Below are 23,877 nucleotides of genomic sequence, written 5' to 3'. Positions count from 1 at the left end.
TGAGGGCACGAATGGCGTTGGCACGCTCACGACGGCTGGGCATCGCTGATCTCCTGGGGATGTTGAAATTGAAAGTGAATAAAACGAAACGGAAAAAAGGCGAGCATTTTCCCTCAGGGACCGCCAGGGGGCAATGACAGATAGTCGCTGCGGGGCGTTTTTCCTGCGGATAGTTGCGCATTCCTTCGGTGAAACCTTTCCGCTGTCGGTCTGTAGAGGGCCACGAAGACCTGAAAGTGCCATCCATCATTCAATATCAAAACTTTTTGATATTGATCTTGCTAGGCGACCGAGGGATCACTAGACTGCTGGCCTTATGAATTTACCTGTGTCCGCGATTCGTCATGACGCCAGCGACGACCTGTCCGCCCTGTGCAAGGCCGGCGGCGATCCGTTGCGCCTGAACGTCCTGCGGGCCCTGGCCAACGATTCGTTCGGCGTGCTGGAACTGGCGCAGATCTTCGGCATCGGCCAATCCGGCATGAGTCATCACCTGAAGGTACTGGCCCAGGCCGACCTGGTGGCGACCCGTCGTGAAGGCAATGCGATTTTCTACCGCCGCGCCCTGCCCCATACCGAACGTCTGGGTGGCAAGCTGCATGCGGCGCTGCTGGAGGAAGTCGACGCGCTCGACTTGCCCGACGACGTACAAGCCCGCATCGGCCTGGTCCACGGCCAGCGCGCCGCCGCCAGCCAGGACTTTTTCGCCCGGGTGGCGGAGAAATTCCGCGCCCAGCAAGACTTGATCGCCGGCCTGCCGCAGTACCGCGAAAGCGTGCTGGCGCTGCTCGACAAGCTGAGCTTCGGCCCCCAGGCCACGGCCCTGGAAGTCGGCCCCGGCGACGGCGCTTTCCTGCCGGAACTGGCGCGGCGCTTCCAGCAGGTCACGGCGCTGGACAACAGCCCGGCGATGCTCGAACTGGCCCGCCAACTGTGTGAGCGTGAAGCCCTGGCTAATGTCAGCCTGCATCTGGCCGATGCACTGCAAGATATCCGGTTGCAGGCCGATTGCGTGGTGCTGAACATGGTGTTGCACCACTTCGCCGCGCCGGCCGAGGCCCTCAAGCAGATGGCCGGCCTGCTGCAACCTGGCGGTAGTTTGTTAGTGACAGAATTGTGTAGCCACAACCAGAGCTGGGCCAGGGAGGCCTGCGGTGATCTCTGGTTGGGGTTCGAACAGGACGATCTGGCCCGTTGGGCCATCGCTGCGGGGCTCGTGCCCGAGGACAGCCTCTATGTAGGCTTACGTAATGGTTTCCAGATTCAGGTTCGCCATTTTCAGCGACCGGCTGGCACCCTCACCATCGGTAACTCAGGAAAACCATCGATATGAGCGAATATTCCGTTTTCACCTCCGAGTCCGTGTCCGAAGGGCATCCGGACAAAATCGCCGACCAGATCTCCGATGCGGTGCTGGACGCCATCATTGCGGAAGACAAGTTCGCCCGTGTCGCGTGCGAAACCCTGGTGAAAACCGGTGTGGCGATCATCGCCGGCGAAGTGACCACTTCGGCCTGGGTCGACCTCGAAGACATCGTCCGTAACGTGATCCTCGACATCGGCTACAACAGCTCCGACGTCGGCTTCGACGGCGCCACCTGTGGCGTGATGAACATCATCGGCAAGCAGTCCGTGGACATCGCCCAGGGCGTTGACCGCAGCAAGCCGGAAGACCAGGGTGCCGGCGACCAGGGCCTGATGTTCGGCTACGCCAGCAACGAAACCGCGGAGCTGATGCCCGCGCCGATCGCCTTCTCCCACCAACTGGTTCAGCGCCAGGCCGAAGCCCGTAAATCCGGCCTGCTGCCTTGGCTGCGCCCGGACGCCAAGTCGCAAGTGACGTGCCGTTACGAAGGCGGCAAGGTGGTCGGCATCGACGCCATCGTGCTGTCGACCCAGCACAACCCGGAGGTCTCCTACAAAGACCTGCGCGAAGGCGTGATGGAGCTGATCGTCAAGCACGTGCTGCCTGCCGAACTGCTGACCAAGGACACCCAGTTCCACATCAACCCGACCGGCAACTTCATCATCGGTGGCCCGGTGGGCGACTGCGGCCTGACCGGTCGCAAGATCATCGTCGACAGCTACGGCGGCATGGCCCGTCACGGCGGTGGTGCGTTCTCCGGCAAGGATCCATCCAAGGTTGACCGTTCCGCCGCCTACGCCGGTCGTTATGTAGCCAAGAACATCGTCGCCGCCGGCCTGGCCGATCGCTGCGAAATCCAGGTGTCCTACGCCATCGGCGTCGCGCAACCGACCTCGATCTCGTTGAACACCTTCGGCACCGGCAAGATCGGCGATGACAAGATCATCAAGCTGGTTCGCGAAATCTTCGACCTGCGCCCATACGCCATCACCACCATGCTCGACCTGCTGCACCCGATGTACCAGGAAACCGCGGCCTACGGCCACTTCGGTCGCACCCCGGAGCAGAAGACCGTCGGCGACGACACCTTCACCACCTTCACCTGGGAAAAGACCGACCGCGTAGACGCGCTGCGAGCGGCTGCCGGCCTGTAATGTAGCCTGCGTCACAAAAGCCCTCCATGGCCGGTCATGGGGGGCTTTTTCATGCCCGTCGAAACTTGCGCGTCGACGCATGCATCCCTAGAATCCCGCCCCCTCTCGAACCCTTTTCCCACTTGGATATTGCACGGCGCCCGTTCGAGACTCCCTTTAGCGCCGTCAATCGAACATTGAGGTTTGCCATGCGTCTCTCCGCACTCGCCCCCGCCGCCATCCTGCTCGGCCTGTTTTCCCTGTCCGCCCAGGCCGCCGATCTGAGCACCCTGGCCGGTGGCCTGACATCGCAGCTGGGCGGTACCGCCGCAACGCCGCCGGCCACTACCGCCGCCGGCGCAGGCCCTTGCAACAAGCAGATCCAGGACCTGCAGGCGAAGATCGATAGCGCCAAGGCCAAGGGCGACGACCTGAAGGTCAGCGGCCTGCAAATGGCCATGGACCAGGCGTCCAAGGGCTGCACCAAGCTCAACGGCCAGGCGGCCACGGCGCCACAACCAGCAGCGACTCCCGCTGCCGCCCAGGACCCCAAGGCCCAGGCCATGGATACTGGCATGAAGGCACTGGGCGGTCTGCTCAAGTAAGCCGACACACGCAGTAAAACAGCCCTGCCTCGCGCGGGGCTTTTTTATGCGCGGGGTGATCTAGGCTTGGGTTTTAGTCCGAGCAAGGATGCTCACGATGCGCTTCTTCAGTGGTTTTCTGTTGTTGGTCTTTTACCTCGCGGCCCAGGCCGACGTTTGCCCGGACTGGCAAGCGGAACGCGCCCGGCGAGAAGTCGACGCCCTGCAAACCCAGTTGGCTGAATGGGACCACAGCTACCATCAACAAGGTCGCTCGCCGGTGGCCGACGAACTCTACGACCAATCCCGACAGCGGCTTGAACAGTGGCGCGGCTGTTTCCGGCTGCCCTCCGCCAAGCCGGACACCCCGGCGGGCGCGGGCGGACCCGCCCTTCATCCAACCGCCCATACCGGCCTCGACAAACTGCCGGACGCCGAAGCCGTCCGGGCCTGGATAAAGGGCCGCGAAGGCCTGTGGATTCAGCCCAAGGTCGATGGCGTGGCGGTGACCCTGGTGTATCGCCAGGGCCGGCTGCACCAGGTCATCAGTCGCGGCAACGGGTTGAGCGGGCAGGACTGGACCGCCTCGGCCCGCAAGATTCCGGCAATCCCCGGCACCTTGCCGGAGGCCCGCGACCTGGTGCTGCAGGGCGAGTTGTACTGGCGCTTGCCGAATCATGTGCAGGCCCACCAAGGTAGCTTGAATGCCCGTGGCACCGTGGCCGGTTTGATGGCCCGGCACCAGCTCGGCAGCACGGAGGCGGCGGGCATCGGCCTGTTTGTCTGGGACTGGCCGGAAGGGCCGGCGACACAGGAGGAACGGTTGGACGGATTGCAGGCACTGGGCTTCCCGGACAGCAAGACCTACAGCCAGCCCATCGCAGACTTCACGGAAGCCGAACACTGGCGCAATCACTGGTACCACCAGCCATTACCGTTCGCCAGCGACGGAGTGGTTCTGCGCCAGAGTCGACGCCTCGCCGCAAAAAACTGGCAAGCCCAACCCCCCTACTGGAGCGTGGCCTGGAAATACCCCCACGCCCAGGCCTTGGCCCATGTGCGCAAAGTCAGTTTCAACATCGGCCGGACCGGGCGGATTACCCCCATGCTGGAGCTGACGCCGGTGCTACTCGATGACCGGCAGATCAAGCGGGTCAGCCTCGGTTCGCTGCCACGCTGGCAGGCCCTGGATATCCACCCCGGCGACCAGGTGGCGATCAGCCTCGCCGGCCTGACCATCCCGCGCCTGGACAGCGTGGTCTGGCGCAGCCGCGAACGTGAACCGCTGTCCGTCCCCGACCCTCGGCACTTCCATGCCCTGAGCTGCTGGCAATATGGCCCGGGATGCGAAAGCCAGTTTCTTGCCCGCCTGCGCTGGCTGAGCGGCAAGCAGGGGCTGGACCTGCCGCACCTGGGCGGCGGCACCTGGGAAAAGCTGCTGGCGAGCGGGCACATCCATCGACTGCTCGATTGGTTGACCCTGGAGGAGGAAGAGCTTGCTACCATTGCCGGCTTCGGCCCGCGCAGCCGTGCGCGATGGCTGGAAACCGTGCAACTGGCCCGACAACGACCGTTCGAGCGCTGGCTCAAGGCGCTGGGGCTGCCTCCCAGTGCAACGGCACCGCTGGACGAGTCCTGGCCGGTATTGGCAGGTCGTACGACCGAGGCGTGGCAGGCCATACCCGGCGTCGGCGCGGAGCGGGCACTGCAACTGAGCGCTTTTTTCCGCGACCGGGAAGTGCAGGCCCTGGCCGAATCTTTGCGTAATGCCGGTATCGCGGGATTTTAAGGAGACAATCCCTGTCTATTTCAGATTATTCATACAGACAACACGGCCATCTATTTTCAGAGTGACTGTTTTTCAATCAGTGTTTCAGTCCGGAGTGTTTATGCAATTTTTTCCACCGCTGGCGATTTTTACCTTGTGCAGCGTCCTCGCCGCCCCCTTGCTGGCTGCTGAAGAACCCACCGAACTGACCGGTTGCGCGGCCAAGCGCCAGGCCATCAGCAACCAACTCGACATTGCCAAGGCCCAGGGCAACAGCGAGCAACAGACCGGCCTGGAAAAGGCACTGGACGAAGTGACCACCCATTGCACCGATGCCTCGCTGAAAAGAGAGCGGGAAAACAAGGTGCTCGATGCCAAGCACGAAGTCAGCCGCCGTCAGGCCGACCTCGACAAGGCGATGAAAAAGGGTGATCCGGACAAGATCAACAAGCGAAAGGAAAAGCTCGCCGAGTCGCGCAAGGACTTGCAGAACGCGCTGGATGAACTGGACAAGTAGGCCACCGGCCCCCTGAAAACACCGCACACCCGTGTAGGCGCTGTTGCCCTTTATCGTCCGTCCACCTCAATGATCGCGAAATTCCTTATGACAGGCATCGCAGGCATCCTCGACCCTCTCGACCGCCGGCTTCAGGGTACTGGCCTTGTAAGGCTGGACCTTACTGGCAACCCGCAGCTCCCCGGTCGCCGCTTCCAGCGAGCGCGCCAACTCCTGGAAATGCGCCTGCTTCTGCCAGACCGCGTCCCGGGCGCTGGTATGCTCCGCTTCCTTGACTTGCGGGAAGTGTTTCCACGGCTCGCGGGACAGGCTGTCGAGCTGGTTCGCGCCCTCGACGAAACGCGGCCCGTCAAAAGGAATGCGACCGCGCAGCATGCCGCCCAGGTCTTCGCTGGTCTTGAGCATCTGCTTGAAAATGGCCTTGCGCTGGCCCAAAGGAGAATTCGGGTCGACACCGCCGCACGCACTGAGGGTCAGGCAGGCCAGCAATACAACAGAAAGTCTTTTAAGAGTCATGATGGCTTCAGGTCACGGGAAACGGCGGCCAGTATCCTCGCCTGATCGCCAAAGACCAAGAGCCCGAACCTTTCTTAACCACACTAAATCAGTGGATTTACTGAACAAAGTCTGAACAGGCCATTACCCAAGGAATTCACCGCTGTATGAACACCTCTTTCAAACGACTGGCCGCAAGCCTTTGCGTCCTCGCCCTGCTCGCCGGCTGCAAACCCAAGCAACCTCCAACACCTCCAGCCCCGGTGGACACCTACCTCAAGGCCGACTGGCAAGCGCTGCCGACCGTGTCCGACGCCGACCTGCAAGCGGGTTTCACCTCGTGGCGTAGTGCCTGTGCCCGGCTCAAGGTCGATGCCAACTGGGGGCCGACCTGTCTCGCGGCCGCCTCCGTGGCCAACACCCCAGCAGCCATTCGCGATTTTCTCCAGCAGAACCTCGAGGTCTACAGCCTGCGCTCCGCGCAGAACAGTGCCGACGGCCTGATCACCGGCTACTACGAGCCCGTCTACCCCGGCAGCCTGACCCAGACCGCCAAGGCCACGGTTCCGGTGTATGGCGTACCGGACGACCTGATCATCGTGCAGCTCGACAGTCTCTACCCCGAGCTCAAGGGCAAACGCCTGCGCGGACGGCTGGAAGGTCGGGTGGTGAAACCCTATGACGATGCGGCGCTGATCGCCACCCAGGGCGTCAAGGCCCCGGTACTGGCCTGGCTGACCGACCCGATGGACCTGCAATTCCTGCAGATCCAGGGCTCGGGCCGGATTCGTCTGGACAACGGTCAGCAGTTGCGGATCGGTTACGCCGACCAGAACGGCTACCCCTATCGCGCCATCGGCCGCTGGCTGGTGGAACAGGGCGAGTTGAAGAAGGAGGACGTCACCATGGGCGCCATCAGCGCCTGGGCCAAGGCCCATCCGACGCGTATCCCGCAATTGCTCGGCAGCAACCCCAGCTATGTGTTCTTCGCCCGTAACCCGGACAGTAATGAAGGGCCACGCGGTTCGCTGAACGTGCCGCTGACCGCCGGTTACAGCGTGGCGGTGGATCGCAAGGTGATTCCGCTGGGCAGCTTGTTGTGGTTGTCGACCACCAAGCCGGACGGCAGCGCCCTGGTGCGTCCGGTGGCGGCCCAGGATACCGGCGGCGCGATTGCCGGCGAGGTCCGCGCCGATCTGTTCTGGGGCACCGGCGATGCGGCGGGGCAACTGGCTGGGGATATGAAGCAGAAAGGCAATATCTGGATGTTGTGGCCCAAGGGCGTGGCGTTGCCCAAGGCAGCGGATGTCGGTAGCTGATTAGTGCGTAGCCTGTACGGGCCTCTTCGCGGGCAAGCCCTGATGTCGTTCGCTAACTTTGTGTACGACACAACCCTGTAGGAGCAGGGCTTGCCCGCGAAGAGGCCCGTACAGACGCTGCACAACCCAATGACTGAAACGCCCCCTCAGATCGACACGAAAAAGAACGCCGCAATCAAGGCCATCCCGACAAACCACACCAGCGAGCGCAGCATCGCCCAGTCCGCCAGGTAGCAGATGATGTAGAGCAGGCGGCTGGTGATAAACAGCACCGCCAGCACATTGATGGTCACCAGTGACGCCGTGCCGACGAAATGAGCAATGATCACCGCCGCCGCAAAGGCCGGGTTCACCTCGAAGCTGTTCAAATGCGCCGAATGGGCCCGTTTGGCGAAACCTTCAAGACCGGCGAGAAAGGCCCGCGGATCATGGTTCTGGCGCGGACCGAACTTGCCGCCACTGAACTTGGCGATACCGATACACAGGTAAGGCAGGCAAAACGCGATCAATACACACCAGAAAGCAGCGGTCATAACAGGGTCCTTGAAGAGTGCCCAGAGGCGTCGCCGACAACACTAGCGCATAACCGGACAATCCGCAGAAACCGATTCGCCAACGCTGTGCGGCTGTTTATACTGACCGCACCACGCCGCACTTCATGCGCATAGACCTATTCCAATAAATTCCGCTTCTGCCCGATCGCACGCGATCGGGCCAGTGGCATGCGTACGCCCGGCCCCGCTGCCCAGGAGATCACCCGCATGCCACTTGCCTTGCTTGCCCTCGCCGTTGCCGCCTTCGGCATCGGCACTACCGAATTCGTCATCATGGGCCTGCTGCCCGATGTCGCCCGCGACCTTGGCGTCAGCATTCCCAGCGCCGGCCTGCTGATCACCGGCTATGCCCTGGGCGTGGTCTTCGGCGCGCCGGTCCTGGCCATCGGCACCGCGAACATGCCGCGCAAGGCCACGCTGCTGGGCATGACCCTGATGTTCATTCTCGGCAATATGCTCTGCGCCCTGGCGCCGAACTACACCACCCTGATGGCCGCACGCGTGGTCACGGCCTTGTGCCATGGCGCCTTCTTCGGCATCGGCTCGGTGGTGGCCGCCGGTTTGGTCGCGCCCAATAAACGGGCCCAGGCCATTGCGATGATGTTCACCGGCCTGACCCTGGCCAATGTGCTCGGCGTACCGCTGGGCACTGCCCTCGGGCAATACGCCGGCTGGCGCTCGACCTTCTGGGCGGTGTCGGTGATTGGCGTGATCGCGGCCATTGCGCAGTGGGTCTGGCTGCCGAAACATATCGCCATGGACAAGGCCAACCTGGCCAGCGAGTTCCGCGTACTGGGCAAGACCAATGTGCTGATGGCCCTGGGCATGAGTGTGCTGGCCTCGACCAGCCTGTTCAGTGTCTTCACCTATATCGCGCCGATCCTGCAGGACGTCACCGGTGTCAGCCCCCACGGGGTCACGCTCATGCTGCTGTTGTTCGGCGTCGGCCTGACGGCGGGCAGCATGCTCGGCGGGCGCCTGGCCGACAGCCGCCTGCTGCCCTCGCTGGTGGGCATGGCCCTGGCGGTGGTGCTGGTGCTGGCGGCGTTCAGCCAGACCAGCCGCTCGGTCATCCCGGCGGCGATCACCCTGGTGCTGTGGGGGATCTTTGCCTTTGCCCTGTGTCCGATCCTGCAACTGCTGATCATCGACCAGGCCCATGAAGCGCCGAACCTGGGTTCGACCCTGAACCAGAGCGCCTTCAACCTGGGCAACGCCACCGGCGCCTGGATCGGCGGACTGGTGGTGGGCAGCGGCATCGACCTGGCGGACCTGCCCTGGACCGGGGCATTGAGCGGCTGCGTCACGCTGCTGGCGGCGCTGTTCTTTATCTTCCTGCAACGCCGTACTCAGTCCTTGGTCAATACCTCGGCTTAAGCGTCAGCGCCTGTTACGACGGGTCGATATTTCAGCAGATCGCCGGGCTGGCAATCGAGCGCCTCGCAAATGGCCTCAAGGGTCGCCAGGCGAAAGCCCTTGACCTTGCCCTGCTTCAACAACGAAAGGTTCTGTTCGGTGATGCCAATCTGCGCCGCCAGGTCCTTGGACTTGACCTTGCGCATGGCCAGCATCACATCCAGCGTTATTTCAATCGACATCGACACACCCTGCTAGATGAACTGTTGGTTTTCACGGGCCATCCGGCAGGCATTGCCCATGATCCGGGCCACCAGCATGACCGCGGCGGCCAGAAACAAGGCCACCAATTGAGCGGGGCTGAAACCGAGACTCAGCAGGCGCTCTCCCGGTGGCCGCAACAGGGTTATCCACACGCTCATCAGCGGATACAGCAGCACACTGCAAAGCACCCAGAGACCGACACTCTTGCCTACCGCGCCCAGCAGGCTGGCCGTTTCCCGGGAAAAATACTCACCCTGCGCATAGGTCTGGAACAAAGCACGCAACGCTTCCAGCCCACGTGTCAGGACCAGCAACGGAATGCTGCTCAGCAACATGCCGCCAGCCACCTGCCACCAGGGCATTGCGGCGATGTCGACTTCAAGATCCCTGACCAGGGAGGTCAGGTTGAAGTCCAGCCCATGCTCGACAAGCACCGGGAAAAGCCAGCAAGCCACGTTCAACAGCAACATGCTCACCAGCAAAACCAAGGTGGCATTCGCCAACCAGCGGCTGTGCCTGATCAAACGATCATCTTTCATTGAATACTCCTGTCAGTTCTTTGGCCGGATGACCCGGCAAAGAAACTAACAGGGGGTAAAATTATCGCAAAACGATAATTTATTACAAAATAACAGCAACAAATAGCCTTATGCCACAACCCAACCGATCACGCCTGGGCCGCCTCGTCTTCCTTGAACTGATCCTTCACGTAGCGGATCTCGGTGCGCCCGTGGGGTGACGGCAGGCCATCCTCGCCGAGGTTGACGAAGACCATCTTTTCCACCGTCAGGATGCTTTTGCGGGTGATCTTGTTGCGCACTTCGCAGGTCAGGGTGATGGACGTACGACCGAACTCGGTGGCGGTGATGCCCAGTTCGATGATGTCGCCCTGGCGCGAGGCGCTGACGAAGTTGATCTCGGAGATGTACTTGGTCACGACACGCTGGTTGCCCAATTGGACGATGGCGTAGATCGCCGCTTCCTCGTCGATCCAGCGCAGCAGGCTGCCGCCGAACAGCGTGCCATTGGGATTGAGGTCTTCGGGTTTGACCCATTTGCGGGTGTGGAAATTCATGCATTCTCCTGACCGTCTTGCCGCCGGATGAAAATATCCGACAGGCCTGAGCCCTCATGTTAGAACGCTTGCCCACCGACTCCAACCACCCGCGACCACCAGTCTAAAAATGACCCATTAGCCACAAGGCTGTTTGACAGCTCTTTGCCCTTGGCTATTCTCCGTCCGTGACCTGCTGGAACGGACCCAGCATTCAGCCAACCGGAACTTGGCAACATAGCGCCATCAGACGAACGCGCAGGACGCGCAAGCTCCGCGAGGCCATGGGAGACCAGCATCTCACCATTGACCTACCACCAAGTAAGGACGCTTAAACATGTCTAGAGTTACTGATGTACTTGTCAGCTTTGACACTGAAACCATCCTGAAAAAATACCCCAACCCCAGCCGCAACCCCGATCAGCCGACGCTGATCGACTGGCAACACGTCTACATGATCACCAACCAGGACAACGTGGTCAGCGGCCAGGCCGGTGGCGAACTGGATCTCAAGGCGCAGGTCGGCGACCTGATCCGCTGGCGGGAAACCAGCCTGTCCCTGGGCTTCGAGAAATCGGTGATTTTCTACCGGTTCATCGGCAACGTCGGCGCCAACCTGATCTCGACCCCGACGCCACGCAAGGCAACCGCCTCGTTCGCCCAGCCCAACACCAGCAACCCGGTCATTCCGACCTGTCAGAAAGTCGACAATTACTACTGGTCGTCCGAGACACTGGAGACCGGTCGTGTGACCTACCACTTCAACTTCATGATCGTGGACCGCGACTGCAAACCTTGCGGCTACTTCTCCTGGGATCCATTCATCACCATCCATAACTGAGGCGGCTGTTGCGCTGACGCTTCGTGGCCAACGCGAGGCGTCATCCCTGGCGGCCCGCCACGGCTGACCGCGGCAAGCTGGCCAGGGCGCAGCATCGGCAGACTCAGGGAAGGAGACCTCCATGCCCCAAGACGCATTCGACAGACACCTGCTGTTTGTCCTCGACACCGAAACCCTGCTCGAGAATCATCCCGGTCCCAGTGCCTCGGCTGATTCGCCGACCAGGGTCCAGTCCCGCCACCTGTTTATCCAGGGTGCTCGTCCGGAACACTGGCAAGGCCCGGAAGAACAGCCCTTCAGCCTCTCGGCACACCCCGGGGACAGCCTGCATATTCGCTTTGCGCCGATTGCCCTGCGCGGCGAAAACCTGCTTTTTGTGCACGACCTCCAGGTCCTGAACAACAGCATCCTCAGCCCCCCGACGGCGTCCACGCGGTCCGGCGTCAGCCTGGCACGGCCGCGCTTCGACAACCTGCTGGAGATTGAAACAGAAACAGCGGATGACTATTTCTGGGAAAGCCGCCTGAATGCCCATGGTCGTACCGGCCTCGATATCCGCTTTGCCCTGCTTGGGAACGACTGCTCGATCCTCGGCTATTTCTCCATGCCCCTGGAGCTCGACTTTCAGCCCTGACCCCCTGCTGGAAACCTTCAGCGTCGACCCACGGCGGGTCGGCGCGACAAACTGCACGCTAATCACTTGGGCAAGCCGCAAAAGCCGCGTTATAATGCCGGTCGTTTCAAAACGGTCATCTTCCCTTGATACCGTTTTCCCGCCACCTGTCCGAGGGGCGCTGCAGCAGGCTCGACCTGTCAGGCTCGGATGGGGCGTTGTTCGTTCAGGACTCCCTGCACGGACACTAAACGCACAACGGCGCCCATTCGCATACTACGAATGGAGGCTCTTCATGAGCGCTGTCAACACGCCTGCAGATTTCAACGACTACAAAGTTGCCGACATGTCCCTGGCTGCCTGGGGCCGTCGCGAAACCATCATCGCCGAATCGGAAATGCCGGCCCTGATGGGTCTGCGCCGCAAGTACGCCGGTGAGCTGCCGCTCAAAGGCGCCAAGATCATCGGCTGCATCCACATGACCATCCAGACCGCCGTACTGATCGAAACCCTGGTTGTCCTGGGTGCCGAAGTACGCTGGTCGTCCTGCAACATCTTCTCGACCCAGGACCAGGCCGCTGCCGCCATCGCCGCCGCCGGTATCCCGGTGTTCGCCTGGAAAGGCGAAACCGAGCAGGAGTACGAGTGGTGCATCGAGCAGACCATCCTCAAGGACGGTCAGCCTTGGGACGCCAACATGATCCTCGACGACGGCGGCGACCTGACCGAGATCATCCACAAGAAATACCCGGCCATGCTGGACAAAATCCACGGCGTGACCGAAGAAACCACCACTGGCGTGCACCGCCTGCTGGACATGCTGGCCAAGGGCGAGCTGAAAATCCCGGCCATCAACGTCAACGACTCGGTGACCAAGAGCAAGAACGACAACAAATACGGCTGCCGTCACAGCCTGAACGATGCCATCAAGCGCGGCACCGACCACCTGCTGTCCGGCAAGCAAGCGCTGGTGATCGGCTACGGTGACGTGGGCAAGGGCTCGGCCCAGTCCCTGCGTCAGGAAGGCATGATCGTCAAGGTCTCCGAAGTCGACCCGATCTGCGCCATGCAAGCCTGCATGGACGGTTTCGAAGTGGTTTCGCCGTTCATCAACGGCCTGAACGACGGCACCGCCGCCAGCATCGACACTGCCCTGCTGGGCAAGATCGACCTGATCGTGACCACCACCGGTAACGTCAATGTCTGCGATGCCAACATGCTCAAGGCCCTGAAAAAGCGCGCCGTGGTCTGCAACATCGGTCACTTCGACAACGAAATCGACACCGCTTTCATGCGCAAGAACTGGGCATGGGAAGAAGTGAAGCCACAGGTGCACAAGATCCATCGCACCGGCCATGGCGATTTCGATCCACAGAACGACGACTACCTGATCCTGCTGGCCGAAGGCCGTCTGGTAAACCTGGGTAACGCCACCGGTCACCCAAGCCGCATCATGGACGGTTCGTTCGCCAACCAGGTACTGGCACAGATCTTCCTGTTCGGCCAGAAGTACGCCGACCTGCCCGCCGCTCAGAAAGCCGAGCGCCTGACCGTGGAAGTGCTGCCGAAGAAACTCGACGAAGAAGTGGCCCTGGAAATGGTCCGCGGCTTCGGCGGCGTGGTCACCCAACTGACCAAGACCCAGGCCGACTATATCGGCGTGGCCGTCGAAGGTCCGTTCAAGCCGCACGCCTATCGCTACTGATACGCCTGGTTCCTTGTAGGAGCGAGCTTGCTCGCGATAGCGGTGTCACTGACACTCCGCGTCGCGTTCATCGCGAGCAAGCTTGCTCCTACAAGAGCCAGCATCCGGCTTTCGCGTTTCCAAGGATCCGACCATGTCCCAAGATCGTCGCTACAGCTTCGAGTTCTTCCCGACCAAGACCGATGCTGGGCAAGAAAAACTGCTGGCCACTGCCCGTCAGTTGGCCAGCTACAACCCCGACTTCTTCTCCTGCACCTACGGTGCCGGTGGCTCGACCCGCGACCGCACGATCAACACCGTGCTGCAGCTCGAGAGCGAAGTAAAGATTCCCGCCGCACCGCACCTGTCCTGCGTCGGCGACAGCAAAGCCGACCTGCGCGGCCTGCTGGAGCAATACAAGGGCGCCGGCATCCAGCGCATCGTCGCCCTGCGCGGTGACCTGCCTTCCGGCATGGGCATGGCCAGCGGCGAGTTGCTGCACGCCAATGACCTGGTGGCCTTCATTCGTGAAGAAACCGGCAGCCACTTCCATATCGAAGTCGCCGCCTACCCGGAAATGCACCCGCAAGCGCGCAACTTCGAAGCCGATCTGCAGAACTTCGTGCGCAAGGCCAACGCCGGCGCCGACAGCGCGATCACCCAGTACTTCTTCAACGCCGACAGCTACTTCTATTTCGTCGAGCGCGTACGGGCGATGGGCGTGAATATCCCGATCGTGCCGGGCATCATGCCGATCACCAACTACAGCAAGCTCGCGCGCTTCTCCGACGCCTGCGGCGCGGAAATCCCACGCTGGATCCGCAAGCAACTGGAAGCCTACGGTGACGACACCCAAAGCATCCAGGCCTTCGGCGAGCAGGTGATCAGCCAGATGTGCGACCGCCTGCTGGAAGGTGGCGCGCCAGGGCTGCACTTTTACACCCTGAACCAGGCGGAACCGAGCCTGGCGATCTGGAACAACCTGAAGCTGCCGCGCTGAAAACTGCAAGCCCCTGGAAATCCGGGGGCTGCAACCGTGTTACCCGAGCAAGCCCCCCAGAGAAAACACGCCAGCGCTTCTATTCGCCGCTCCAGCGTCGTAATCTCCAGCCATGCCCGTCATTGCCCAACTTCTGACAGCCGTGCTTTTTGCTTGCCTGAGTTTTGCCGCTCAAGGTGAAAAGCTGCGTATTGTCACCGATCCCTGGGCCCCCTACGCCTACGAAGAAAACGGCCAGGCCAAAGGGCTCGACTACGAAACCACGGCCATTGTCTTCCAGCGCCTGGGCGTAGAGGTCGAGTGGCAGTTCCTGCCCTGGAAACGCTGCCTGATGCTGCTCGACCAGGGCCAGGCCGATGGCGCCCTGGATATCTTCCACAACCACGAGCGCGACAACAGCCTGCTCTACCCCAGCGAACCCTTGTCGGAAGTGGAGTTTGTGATGTTCTACGCCAAGGCCCGCCCTCATCCCTTTACCACCCTGGGAGAACTCAAGGGCCTGACCATCGGCACTTCGCCTGGTTATCTGTACGGTTCGGTGTTCAAGGACACCACAGGCCTCAAGCGCGAAGACGGGCCCAGTCACGAAGCCAACTTCGGCAAACTGGTCCGCGGTCGCATCGATCTGCTGATCACCGATCGGCGGGTCGGCCAGCGCCTCCTGAAACAACTGCAGTTGCAGGACCAGGTCGACCAGTACCCGACGGTGATTGCCCGGGAAAGCCAGTACCTGGCGATCCGCCGCAGCGCCGGGATGGACCTGCTGGTCCAGCGTTTCGGCGCCGAGCTGCGGCGTTTCAAGCGTGAGCCGGCCTACGCCGCGCTGGTTGCCCGCTATACCGACAAGGCCAAAAGCGTCCCTTGATCTACGCAGGACCTTGTAGGAGCAGAGCTTGCTCGCGAAGGGGCCCTCAAGAACGCCGGAGCTTCGTCGGAACGCCACCCGGACCCGGGACTGCGCCGCCCCTGATAACAAAAGCACAAACCGTTGAGCAGCAGGAAAGCGGCGCGCGGCGTTTGCTCTGTTATACTCCGGCCTTCCCGCCAGGCTCACGCCCGGACGCTCGACCTTGCATCAGGTATTCCGACACTGCGACCAGCGCCGCCCAAGGGCCCGCGCGAGCAGTGCGTAGAGCCTCAAGGCCCAGCAGGACCGGACGGGATGCGCCCCAGGGGTCTGCAAGAAAACTCGCCGGGCCACAAGACATGCGGCCAGCTTTCCTCTTGCAGAACCTGAAACGCCATTCGCGCCAGGCAAGATTCCCATCGGGCCAAGCCCTAACTGAACAGGATTACTCATGTCCTTTGCTTCCCTCGGTCTCTCCGAGGCTTTGGTCGCTGCCATCGAGGCAGCCGGCTACACCGAGCCTACTCCGGTGCAACAGCGGGCCATTCCCGCCGTGTTGCAAGGTCGCGACCTGATGGTCGCGGCACAGACAGGTACGGGTAAAACCGGAGGCTTCGCCCTTCCGATTCTGGAACGGTTGTTTCCCAACGGTCACCCGGACAAATCCCAGCGTCACGGCCCGCGCCAACCCCGCGTCCTGGTCCTGACCCCGACCCGTGAACTGGCTGCCCAGGTCCACGAGAGCTTCAAGGTCTACGCCCGTGACCTGAAATTCGTCAGCGCCTGCATCTTCGGCGGCGTCGGCATGAACCCACAGGTTCAGGCCATGTCCCGTGGCGTCGACGTGCTGGTTGCCTGCCCGGGTCGTTTGCTCGACCTGTGCGGCCAAGGCAGCGTCGACCTGTCCCACGTGGAAATCCTCGTGCTGGACGAAGCCGACCGCATGCTCGACATGGGCTTTGTCCATGACGTGAAGAAGGTCCTCGCGCGCCTGCCGTCCAAGCGTCAGAACCTGCTGTTCTCGGCGACCTTCTCCAAGGACATCACCGACCTCGCCGGCAAGCTGCTGCACAACCCGGAACGCATCGAAGTCACGCCGCCGAACACCACGGTCGAGCGTATCGAACAGCGCGTGTTCCGCCTGGCCGCCAGCCACAAGCGTTCGCTGCTGGCGCACCTGATCACCGCCGGCGCCTGGGAACAGGTCCTGGTGTTCACCCGCACCAAGCACGGCGCCAACCGCCTGGCCGAGTACCTGGACAAGCACGGCCTGAGCGCTGTCGCCATCCACGGCAACAAGAGCCAGAACGCCCGCACCAAAGCCCTGGCCGACTTCAAGGCCGGTGAAGTGCGCATCCTGGTGGCCACCGATATCGCCGCGCGCGGTTTGGATATCGACCAGCTGCCGCACGTGGTGAACTTCGAACTGCCGAACGTCGACGAAGACTACGTGCACCGTATCGGCCGTACCGGCCGGGCCGGTCGTTCGGGCGAGGCCATTTCCCTGGTCGCGCCGGACGAAGAGAAGCTGCTGAAAAGCATCGAGCGCATGACCAAGCAGAAAATCGCCGACGGCGACCTGATGGGCTTTGATTCCAGCGCCGTGGAAGCCGAGAAGCCGGAAGTGCGCGAGCGTCCGGATGTGCGTAATCCACGCACGCCTCCACGCGGTCCGAAGGGCGATGGCCCGAACGGCGGCGGTGGTGGTGGCGGTCGTCGGGATAAAGGCAAGGACAAGGGCGGCAAGGAAAAGGCCCCCGCCAACGGTCGCGGTGAGCGTCCGGCTCGCGAGCAGAAGCCCCGTGAAGGGACTCCGGCTCGCGAACAGCGTCAGCCAAGCCAGCCGCCACGCGCGGCGGCGGATCGTGCTCCGGATGAGTTCCTGGATGACGATGTGGATAACTTTGGGAATCGCGTTGACTACGTGCCTCAGGCCAAGCCGGCTCAAGGTCGTGGTCGTCGTCCGGGGGCTCCGGCTCAGGGTGGCGCCGCGGGTGCGGGTGCTCCGCGTACCGGGCAGCCGCAGGGTCGTCAGAATGGTCCGCGTAGCAGCAACGGTGCGACTACCGGGACGCCTCCGGCCAAGCGCAGCGGTCCACGTAATGGCGCTCCCCGTGATGGGCAAGCCCGTCGTGAGGAGTCGCGCAATCGTCGTCCGGCGCGGGATGATCAGCCTCGGGAAGAGCCGGCGGTGCAGAACCCGCGCGGGCCAGGGCCGAAGATCATTCATAAAGAGTCGAAGAGCGATCGCTTCCCGACGCCTGAGCAGTTGGATCAACTGCCAGGGCGTCCAAGAGGCGAGAAGCCGGCGTTGTTGACTCGCAATCGCTGAGTTGATGGCGCAATGAAAAACGCCCCCGGTTCGTGAGAGCCGGGGGCGTTTTTTATGGGGCCCTTTCAGGCCCCCATTTATTGTGGGAGCCGGCTTGCTGGCGATTCGATGGTGCATTCACCAATGCTATCGCTGGCAAGCCAGCTCCTACATTCTCAGCATTACTTCGCTTTCACACCTTCAAACGTGATGTACAGCTCTACCGCATCAGACGCTGGACCCAAATCCATCATCTTGCCGAAGTCCGAACGCTTGATGTGCGCTACACCTTCGAAACCAGCGCGGTAGCCGCCCCATGGATCCTTGCCTTCACCCAGGAAGGTAGCCTTGACCACGATCGACTTGGTCACGCCGTGCAAGGTCAGGTCGCCCGTCACGTCAGCCGTGTCTTTGCCATCGGCATTCTTGCCAGTGGATTTGACCGCAGTGGAGACGAACTTGGCATCGGCAATATTGGCAACGTCCAGGAAGTCCTTGCTGGAGATGTGCTTGTCACGCTCGGCATTGTTGGTGAACACGCTGGCGGTACGCACGTTGACTTCAATCTTGCTGTCTTCAGGCTTGGCCGCATCAAAGCTGAACTTGCCGTCCAGGTCCTTGAAGGTACCGGTGATGTAGCTGTAGCCCAGGTGGCTGATCTTGAAATTGACGAAGGCGTGCTGGCCCTGCTTGTCGATCACGTAATCCGCAGCCATCGCCTGACCGGCAACAAACAGTGCAGAACCGATTGCCAGAGCGGCGAGAGTCTTTTTCAACATACTTCTATTCCTTTTGAGTCGAGGTTGAACATCAGGCTTTGCGACCCAGCATGCGGGTCAGCGTCGCATCACGGTCGATAAAGTGGTGTTTCAGAGCAGCCAGACCATGGAGAACCGCAAAGATCACCACGGTCCAGGCCAGGAACAAATGCACACTGCCGGCCACATCCGCCTGATTGGGGATGCTGGAAATCAAGGCAGGCACATCGAACAGGTTGAACACCGGAATCCCGACACCTTCGGCGGTGGAAATCAGGTACCCGGAAAACATCAAGGCAAACAGGCCGAGATAGAGGAACGCATGACCGAACTTGGCACCCAGGCGGGTCAGTCGACCATGGTTGGCCGGTGACGGCGGCGGCGGGCTGATAAAACGCCAGATCAGCCGCAGCACCATGACCGCGAACAGGGTCAGGCCGATGCTTTTATGCAGGTCCGGCGCCGCCTTGCGCCATTCGCTGTAGTAGTCGAGCCCGACCATCCACAAGCCCAGCGCAAAAAGACCAAACACCACCAGGGCAACGCCCCAATGCAGGAAGATACTGACAGCACCGTAGCGAGAGGATGAATTGCGTAGCTGCATTGCCGGAATCCTGTAAGTGATGCGCCCAAGACTAATGGTTTACCTATCGAATTAAAGCGGAAAATTTCGCTTTGAAATATCGAAAAATACGATTATCAGTCTGAGACGAGCGCGTTAAGAAAATATTAAGGTCGATCCGTGAAGTGAACACCTGGGCCCACGGGTTTATTCGGGCTCTCCATGTTTCGGCAACGACGCCATGGGTTGTCCTGCGGCCGCGCATTGCATAGGCTTGCGCGATTGTGTGTCCGCCTGCGTCGCGGACAAGCGCCCGGAGAGTGGAAATGAGCCTGAATAACCAGTGGATGCAACGCGACCTCGCGGTGGTATGGCATCCCTGCACCCAGATGAAAGATCACGAGCAACTGCCGATGATCCCCATCAAGCGCGGCGAAGGCGTCTGGCTGGAGGATTTCGACGGCAAGCGCTACCTCGACGCTGTCAGTTCCTGGTGGGTCAATGTGTTCGGTCACTGCAACCCGCGCATCGGCCAGCGGATCAAGGATCAGGTCGACCAGCTCGAGCACGTGATCCTCGCCGGTTTCAGCCATCAGCCGGTTATCGAACTGTCCGAACGCTTGGTCAAGATGACACCCGAAGGCCTGACCCGCTGCTTCTATGCCGACAACGGTTCGTCCTGTATAGAAGTCGCGCTGAAGATGAGCTTTCATTACTGGCTCAACCGCGGCCTGCCGGACAAGAAGCGTTATGTGACCCTGACCAACAGCTATCACGGCGAGACCGTGGCGGCGATGTCGGTGGGCGATGTGCCGCTGTTCACCGAAACCTACAAGGCCCTGCTGCTGGACACCATCAAGGTGCCGAGCCCGGATTGCTACCTGCGTCCGGAAGGCATGAGCTGGGAAGAGCATTCGCGCAATATGTTCCTGGTCATGGAACAGACCCTGGCGGAAAACCACGCCAGCGTCGCCGCGGTGATCGTCGAGCCGCTGATCCAGGGTGCCGGCGGCATGCGCATGTACCATCCGGTCTACCTCAAGCTGCTGCGCGAGGCCTGCGACCGGTATGGCGTGCACCTGATCCACGATGAAATCGCCGTGGGCTTCGGCCGGACCGGGAGCATGTTCGCCTGCGAGCAAGCCGGTATCCGCCCGGACTTCCTCTGCCTGTCCAAGGCCCTGACCGGCGGTTACCTGCCGCTGGCGGCATGCCTGACCACCGAAGACGTCTACAGCGCCTTCTACGACGACTATCCGACCCTGCGGGCGTTCCTGCATTCCCACAGCTACACCGGCAACCCACTGGCCTGTGCGGCGGCGTTGGCAACCCTGGATATCTTCGAACAGGACAACGTTATCGAGAACAACAAGGCTTTGGCCCAGCGGATGGCCAGTTCCACCGCGCATCTGGTGGGCCATCCGCATGTCGCCGAGGTTCGCCAGACGGGTATGACCCTGGCGATCGAGATGGTCCAGGACAAGGCGAGCAAAACCGCCTATCCGTGGCAGGAGCGCCGTGGTTTGAAGGTCTTCCAGCACGCCCTGGAGCGCGGCGCCTTGCTGCGGCCGCTGGGCAGCGTGGTGTATTTCCTGCCGCCGTATGTCATTACCCCGGAGCAGATCGACTTCCTGGCTGAAGTGGCCAGCGAGGGGATCGATATCGCTACCCGCACGGGTGTCAGCGTGGCGGTGCCGGGCAATTTCCATCCGGATTTTCGTGATCCGGGCTAGGATGTTGGCTTGAGTTCATCCGGAGCCAGTCATAACGCCTTCGCGGCGGTTCGGCGATCCCACAGTATTTGAGTCAAGCCCGAATGCTGTGCTCGACACAAAACCTGTGGGAGCGGAGCTTGCCCGCGAAGAGGCCCTCCCCAGCAACACATCATTCCGATATCCAGAGATTCACCATGCGACTGTCCCGCTTCTTTATCGACGCCCCCCTTAGCCTCGGCGAACACGAGCTCCCCGAGGCCCAGGCCCACTACATCGGCCGCGTTCTGCGCATGGCCGAAGGTGACGCCCTGCAAGTGTTCGACGGTTCGGGCACGGAATTCCTCGGCACCTTGCTGGAGGTCGGCAAGAAGCGCGTGCGCATCCAACTGGCCGAAAGCTTCGCCGGGCAGACCGAATCCCCCCTGCGCATCCACCTCGGCCAGGGCCTGTCCCGGGGCGAGCGGATGGACTGGGCGATCCAGAAAGCCACCGAACTGGGCGTCAGCGAAATCACCCCCATCGTCAGCGAACGTTGTGAAGTACGCCTCAAGGACGAACGCGCCGACAAACGCCTGGCCCACTGGCGGCAGATCGCGATCAGCGCCTGCGAACAGTGCGGCCGCTCCAGCCTGCCAGTGATTCATCCGCCGCTGTTGCTGGCCGAGTGGGTGAAACAGACCGAAGCCGAACTCAAGCTGGTGCTGCACCCGGTGGCCGAGCCACTGACCAGTCACCCCAAGCCGGGGACGCTGGCATTCCTGATCGGCCCGGAAGGCGGGTTGTCGGACGGCGAAGTGGCCCAGGCCGCGCAAGCCGGTTATCTGCCGGCGCGCCTCGGCCCAAGGGTGCTGCGTACCGAGACCGCGCCAGTGGTGGCTTTGGCGGTGGCCCAACAGCTGTGGGGCGATTTCTGACTTTCTGACACACCGCAAAACCCTGTAGGAGCCGGCTTGCCGGCGATGGCGGCCGATCAGGCGATGCAAGGCTCACTGGCCTCATCGCCGGCAAGGCGGCTCCTACAAAGGTCTGCGCTCGACCTCAAGTCAGATCACGTACCAGGAAATCGCCACAAAATGCAGCACGCTGCCGGCAATCACGAACAGGTGCCAGATCCCATGGGCATGCCGCAGCCGATAATCCAGAGCAAAGAAGATAATCCCCAGGGTATATAGCGCCCCGCCGGCTGCCAGCCAGACAAACCCCGCCGTCCCCAGTGCGGCGAGCAGCGGCTTGACCGCCACCAGCACGATCCAGCCCATCACCGCGTAGATCACAATGGACAGGATCCGCGCCTCGGAACGCGGCTTGATCTCCTGCAACATGCCGATCACCGCCAGGCCCCAGACGATCCCGAACAGCGTCCAACCCCAGGGCCCGCGTAATGTCACCAGGCAGAACGGCGTGTAGCTGCCGGCAATCAACAGGTAGATCGACAGGTGATCGACCTTCTGCATGATCACCTTGGCCCGCCCGCGCACGCTGTGATAAACCGTCGACGCGCTGTACAGCAGCAACAGGGTCACGCCATAGATCGCTACACTGACAATCTTCCAGGGGCTGCCGTCGAGGCTCGCCACCACCAGCAACCAGATCGCCCCGATACACGCCAATACGGCCCCTACCAGATGGGTCCAGGCGTTGAGTCGTTCCCCGTGATACATCTGCCACTTACCTCGCTTGGTCGAAACAACTGCGCCCAAGGCTCAGGCCTGACGGACAAAAGCACAAGAGTCTTGGCATGACATCGTCAGGAAGAACCTCTCTCCAGGCACCTTCCCACAAAAAACAAAGCCTCTACCTTCTATATATCGCCCCATAGATTAAGAAAAAAAGACCAACCCTGACAGAAAACTAAAAGCCAGGCCGTCCCCCTCTGGCGTGTCACGTCCGAACCGGTTTTACTGATGGCCCGTTGCCCGCTCAACGGCGTCATGACCTGAACCCAGGCGTTCAACGGAGCCCATGCTGATGTCCGCGCCCGCACTCACCTCCCCTGCTCCTTCGCCCAGCCTCTGGCAACTCTTCTATAACTTCGCCATGGTCGGCCTGTTCGGTTTTGGCGGGGTCATGCCCTGGGCCCGGCAGATGATGGTCGACCGCCGACGCTGGGTCGACGAGCCGGCCTTCAACGAACTGCTGACCACCGGCCAGTTCTTCCCCGGCCCGAATATCGGCAATGTCAGCATCATCTACGGCCGCCGCCAACATGGCCTGGCCGGGGCTTGCGCGGCGTTGTTCGGGTTGTACCTGTTTCCGTCGATCATCACCGTGCTGGCGGGTTTCGCCTATGCCCGCTGGTGGAGCAATGACGCGGTGCAACAGGTGTTCGGCGCGATCATGCCGATTGCCACCGGGCTGATGCTCGGCACCACCTTGCGCCTGCTCAAGGCCATGCCGCGCAATCTCGCCAACTACTGCGCCTTCGGCGTGACCTTTATTCTGATGGGGGTGCTGGTGCTGCCGTTATGGAGCGTCTTGCTGATCTGCATTCCGCTGTCGATTGCCCTGCGTTTTCTCGACAAACGAGCCTGAGCCATGCAGACCGTGCTGTTCCACCTGATGATCCAATGCGCGCTCTGGTCCTTGATGGCCATTGGCGGCAACACCGTGGCCCTGGGCGATATCCACCGCTACACCGTGACCCAGATGAACTGGATCAGCGACGCCCAGTTCGTCGCCTTCTTCGCCCTGTCCCAGGCGTTGCCGGGGCCCAACGGCATGTTCCTGGTGTTTATCGGCCAGCAGACGGCGGGCCTGCCCGGGGCGCTGGTGGCGTTGACGGCCAAGCTGCTGCCGTGCTCGATGCTGACCTGGTTCGGCGCTGGCTGGCTGGAAAAACACACCGAAACCCCGTGGGTGCAACGGATCAAGCGCGCCTTGCTGCCGATCTCGGTGGGCCTGATCCTCGCGGCCAGCTACATCCTGATTCGCAGCATGGAAACCAGCACCTTGAGTTTGCTGCTGACGCTAGTCAGCGCCGCGGTGGTCTATTTCAGCCGGGTCAATGCCATCTGGTTGATTCTGGCGGGGGTGGGGTTGGGTTTGTTGAGTTCGGCGTTGGGGGTTGGGTGGTTCTGAAAGACATTTCCCAGGGCACAAAAAAGCCGCCCCTGAACAGACTGTGTGAAAACCTAGC

Annotated in this window: 25 protein-coding genes and 1 riboswitch; of the genes, 17 read left to right on the top strand and 8 right to left on the bottom strand. The window is 61.7% G+C overall.

Annotated elements, in window-relative coordinates:
- Positions 1-316: 316 nt before the first annotated feature.
- The 5 genes from HX830_RS31370 to HX830_RS31350 all read left to right on the top strand — a co-directional run bounded on the left by HX830_RS31370 (position 317) and on the right by HX830_RS31350 (position 5,368).
- Positions 317-1,333: an ArsR/SmtB family transcription factor gene (locus tag HX830_RS31370; protein ID WP_103499428.1), complete on the top strand. Its 1,017-nt coding sequence runs from the start codon at positions 317-319 to the stop codon at positions 1,331-1,333.
- Positions 1,330-2,520 carry a methionine adenosyltransferase gene (metK, locus tag HX830_RS31365; protein ID WP_152736860.1) on the top strand — a complete coding sequence of 397 codons (1,191 nt, stop codon included), beginning with the start codon at positions 1,330-1,332 and terminating at the stop codon, positions 2,518-2,520. Before HX830_RS31370 ends, metK begins: the two co-directional genes overlap by 4 nt.
- Positions 2,521-2,708: 188 nt before the next feature.
- The gene (locus HX830_RS31360) at positions 2,709-3,104 is read left to right on the top strand and encodes a DUF1090 family protein (protein WP_177104694.1); all 396 of its coding nucleotides are present in this window, start codon (positions 2,709-2,711) and stop codon (positions 3,102-3,104) included.
- Positions 3,105-3,201: 97 nt separating this feature from the next.
- Positions 3,202-4,872 carry an NAD-dependent DNA ligase LigB gene (gene ligB / locus HX830_RS31355; RefSeq protein WP_177104692.1) on the top strand — a complete coding sequence of 557 codons (1,671 nt, stop codon included), beginning with the start codon at positions 3,202-3,204 and terminating at the stop codon, positions 4,870-4,872.
- Positions 4,873-4,972: 100 nt separating this feature from the next.
- The gene (locus tag HX830_RS31350; protein WP_103499424.1) at positions 4,973-5,368 is read left to right on the top strand and encodes a DUF1090 domain-containing protein; all 396 of its coding nucleotides are present in this window, start codon (positions 4,973-4,975) and stop codon (positions 5,366-5,368) included.
- 66 nt (positions 5,369-5,434) lie between these two features.
- On the opposite strand, the gene HX830_RS31345 is transcribed toward HX830_RS31350, so the two are convergent.
- Complete coding sequence (locus HX830_RS31345) at positions 5,435-5,884, bottom strand: c-type cytochrome (protein ID WP_177104690.1); 450 nt, start codon at positions 5,882-5,884, stop codon at positions 5,435-5,437.
- 146 nt (positions 5,885-6,030) lie between these two features.
- Here HX830_RS31345 and mltA point away from each other — a divergent pair, with 146 nt between their 5' ends.
- The gene (mltA, locus tag HX830_RS31340) at positions 6,031-7,182 is read left to right on the top strand and encodes a murein transglycosylase A (protein WP_177104688.1); all 1,152 of its coding nucleotides are present in this window, start codon (positions 6,031-6,033) and stop codon (positions 7,180-7,182) included.
- A gap of 146 nt (positions 7,183-7,328) precedes the next feature.
- On the opposite strand, the gene HX830_RS31335 is transcribed toward mltA, so the two are convergent.
- Entirely contained in the window at positions 7,329-7,715 is a 387-nt protein-coding gene (locus HX830_RS31335) for an MAPEG family protein (protein ID WP_103498381.1), read from the bottom strand.
- A 228-nt stretch (positions 7,716-7,943) separates the two neighbouring features.
- On the opposite strand from HX830_RS31335, the gene HX830_RS31330 reads away from it, so the two are divergent.
- On the top strand, positions 7,944-9,113 hold the full coding sequence (locus tag HX830_RS31330) for an MFS transporter (protein ID WP_177104686.1): 1,170 nt from the start codon (positions 7,944-7,946) through the stop codon (positions 9,111-9,113).
- On the opposite strand, the gene HX830_RS31325 is transcribed toward HX830_RS31330, so the two are convergent.
- The 3 genes from HX830_RS31325 to HX830_RS31315 all read right to left on the bottom strand — a co-directional run bounded on the left by HX830_RS31325 (position 9,110) and on the right by HX830_RS31315 (position 10,431).
- Positions 9,110-9,334 (bottom strand): helix-turn-helix domain-containing protein, encoded by a 225-nt coding sequence (locus HX830_RS31325; RefSeq protein ID WP_177104684.1) that lies wholly within the window; start codon positions 9,332-9,334, stop codon positions 9,110-9,112. The genes HX830_RS31330 and HX830_RS31325 overlap by 4 nt on opposite strands.
- Before the next feature lie 12 nt (positions 9,335-9,346).
- Positions 9,347-9,895, bottom strand: coding sequence for a DUF2975 domain-containing protein (locus tag HX830_RS31320; protein ID WP_152736853.1), 549 nt, complete (start codon positions 9,893-9,895; stop codon positions 9,347-9,349).
- Between the two features lie 128 nt (positions 9,896-10,023).
- Positions 10,024-10,431, bottom strand: coding sequence for an acyl-CoA thioesterase (locus HX830_RS31315; RefSeq protein ID WP_177104682.1), 408 nt, complete (start codon positions 10,429-10,431; stop codon positions 10,024-10,026).
- Between the two features lie 316 nt (positions 10,432-10,747).
- Here HX830_RS31315 and HX830_RS31310 point away from each other — a divergent pair, with 316 nt between their 5' ends.
- From HX830_RS31310 to HX830_RS31285, 6 genes are all read left to right on the top strand, one after another.
- Positions 10,748-11,251 carry an inclusion body family protein gene (locus tag HX830_RS31310; protein WP_100944655.1) on the top strand — a complete coding sequence of 168 codons (504 nt, stop codon included), beginning with the start codon at positions 10,748-10,750 and terminating at the stop codon, positions 11,249-11,251.
- 121 nt (positions 11,252-11,372) lie between these two features.
- A complete protein-coding gene (locus tag HX830_RS31305; protein WP_177104680.1) occupies positions 11,373-11,885 on the top strand; it encodes an AidA/PixA family protein in 513 nt (170 codons plus the stop codon).
- A gap of 146 nt (positions 11,886-12,031) precedes the next feature.
- A riboswitch (S-adenosyl-L-homocysteine riboswitch) is annotated at positions 12,032-12,138 on the top strand.
- Between the two features lie 21 nt (positions 12,139-12,159).
- Positions 12,160-13,569, top strand: coding sequence for an adenosylhomocysteinase (locus tag HX830_RS31300; RefSeq protein ID WP_177104678.1), 1,410 nt, complete (start codon positions 12,160-12,162; stop codon positions 13,567-13,569).
- Positions 13,570-13,702: 133 nt separating this feature from the next.
- Positions 13,703-14,548, top strand: coding sequence for a methylenetetrahydrofolate reductase [NAD(P)H] (metF, locus tag HX830_RS31295; protein ID WP_177104676.1), 846 nt, complete (start codon positions 13,703-13,705; stop codon positions 14,546-14,548).
- Between the two features lie 112 nt (positions 14,549-14,660).
- Positions 14,661-15,413 (top strand): substrate-binding periplasmic protein, encoded by a 753-nt coding sequence (locus HX830_RS31290; protein ID WP_177104674.1) that lies wholly within the window; start codon positions 14,661-14,663, stop codon positions 15,411-15,413.
- Positions 15,414-15,846: 433 nt separating this feature from the next.
- Entirely contained in the window at positions 15,847-17,727 is a 1,881-nt protein-coding gene (locus tag HX830_RS31285) for a DEAD/DEAH box helicase (protein WP_103498389.1), read from the top strand.
- Between the two features lie 161 nt (positions 17,728-17,888).
- On the opposite strand, the gene HX830_RS31280 is transcribed toward HX830_RS31285, so the two are convergent.
- Together HX830_RS31280 and HX830_RS31275 are read right to left on the bottom strand one after the other, a co-directional pair.
- The gene (locus HX830_RS31280) at positions 17,889-18,485 is read right to left on the bottom strand and encodes a YceI family protein (protein ID WP_103498390.1); all 597 of its coding nucleotides are present in this window, start codon (positions 18,483-18,485) and stop codon (positions 17,889-17,891) included.
- Positions 18,486-18,516: 31 nt separating this feature from the next.
- Positions 18,517-19,068, bottom strand: a complete 552-nt coding sequence (locus tag HX830_RS31275; RefSeq protein ID WP_152736848.1) for a cytochrome b — start codon at positions 19,066-19,068, stop codon at positions 18,517-18,519.
- A 284-nt stretch (positions 19,069-19,352) separates the two neighbouring features.
- Between HX830_RS31275 and HX830_RS31270 the strand changes: the two genes are divergently transcribed.
- Together HX830_RS31270 and HX830_RS31265 are read left to right on the top strand one after the other, a co-directional pair.
- Positions 19,353-20,759 (top strand): adenosylmethionine--8-amino-7-oxononanoate transaminase, encoded by a 1,407-nt coding sequence (locus HX830_RS31270; protein ID WP_103498392.1) that lies wholly within the window; start codon positions 19,353-19,355, stop codon positions 20,757-20,759.
- A gap of 176 nt (positions 20,760-20,935) precedes the next feature.
- Entirely contained in the window at positions 20,936-21,655 is a 720-nt protein-coding gene (locus HX830_RS31265) for a 16S rRNA (uracil(1498)-N(3))-methyltransferase (protein WP_103499348.1), read from the top strand.
- A gap of 129 nt (positions 21,656-21,784) precedes the next feature.
- Here HX830_RS31265 and trhA read toward each other — a convergent pair whose 3' ends face one another.
- Entirely contained in the window at positions 21,785-22,402 is a 618-nt protein-coding gene (gene trhA / locus HX830_RS31260; RefSeq protein ID WP_152736846.1) for a PAQR family membrane homeostasis protein TrhA, read from the bottom strand.
- Positions 22,403-22,709: 307 nt separating this feature from the next.
- Here trhA and HX830_RS31255 point away from each other — a divergent pair, with 307 nt between their 5' ends.
- Positions 22,710-23,273, top strand: coding sequence for a chromate transporter (locus HX830_RS31255; RefSeq protein ID WP_248746668.1), 564 nt, complete (start codon positions 22,710-22,712; stop codon positions 23,271-23,273).
- Positions 23,274-23,276: 3 nt separating this feature from the next.
- Positions 23,277-23,819 (top strand): chromate transporter, encoded by a 543-nt coding sequence (locus HX830_RS31250; protein ID WP_152736844.1) that lies wholly within the window; start codon positions 23,277-23,279, stop codon positions 23,817-23,819.
- Positions 23,820-23,877 lie beyond the last annotated feature (58 nt).

It is taken from the genome of Pseudomonas gingeri (genome assembly GCF_013385425.1).
GTDB lineage: Bacteria > Pseudomonadota > Gammaproteobacteria > Pseudomonadales > Pseudomonadaceae > Aquipseudomonas > Aquipseudomonas gingeri_D.
Note: the sequence above shows the minus strand (reverse complement) of the source record. Positions and strands in the feature narration are given on the sequence as shown.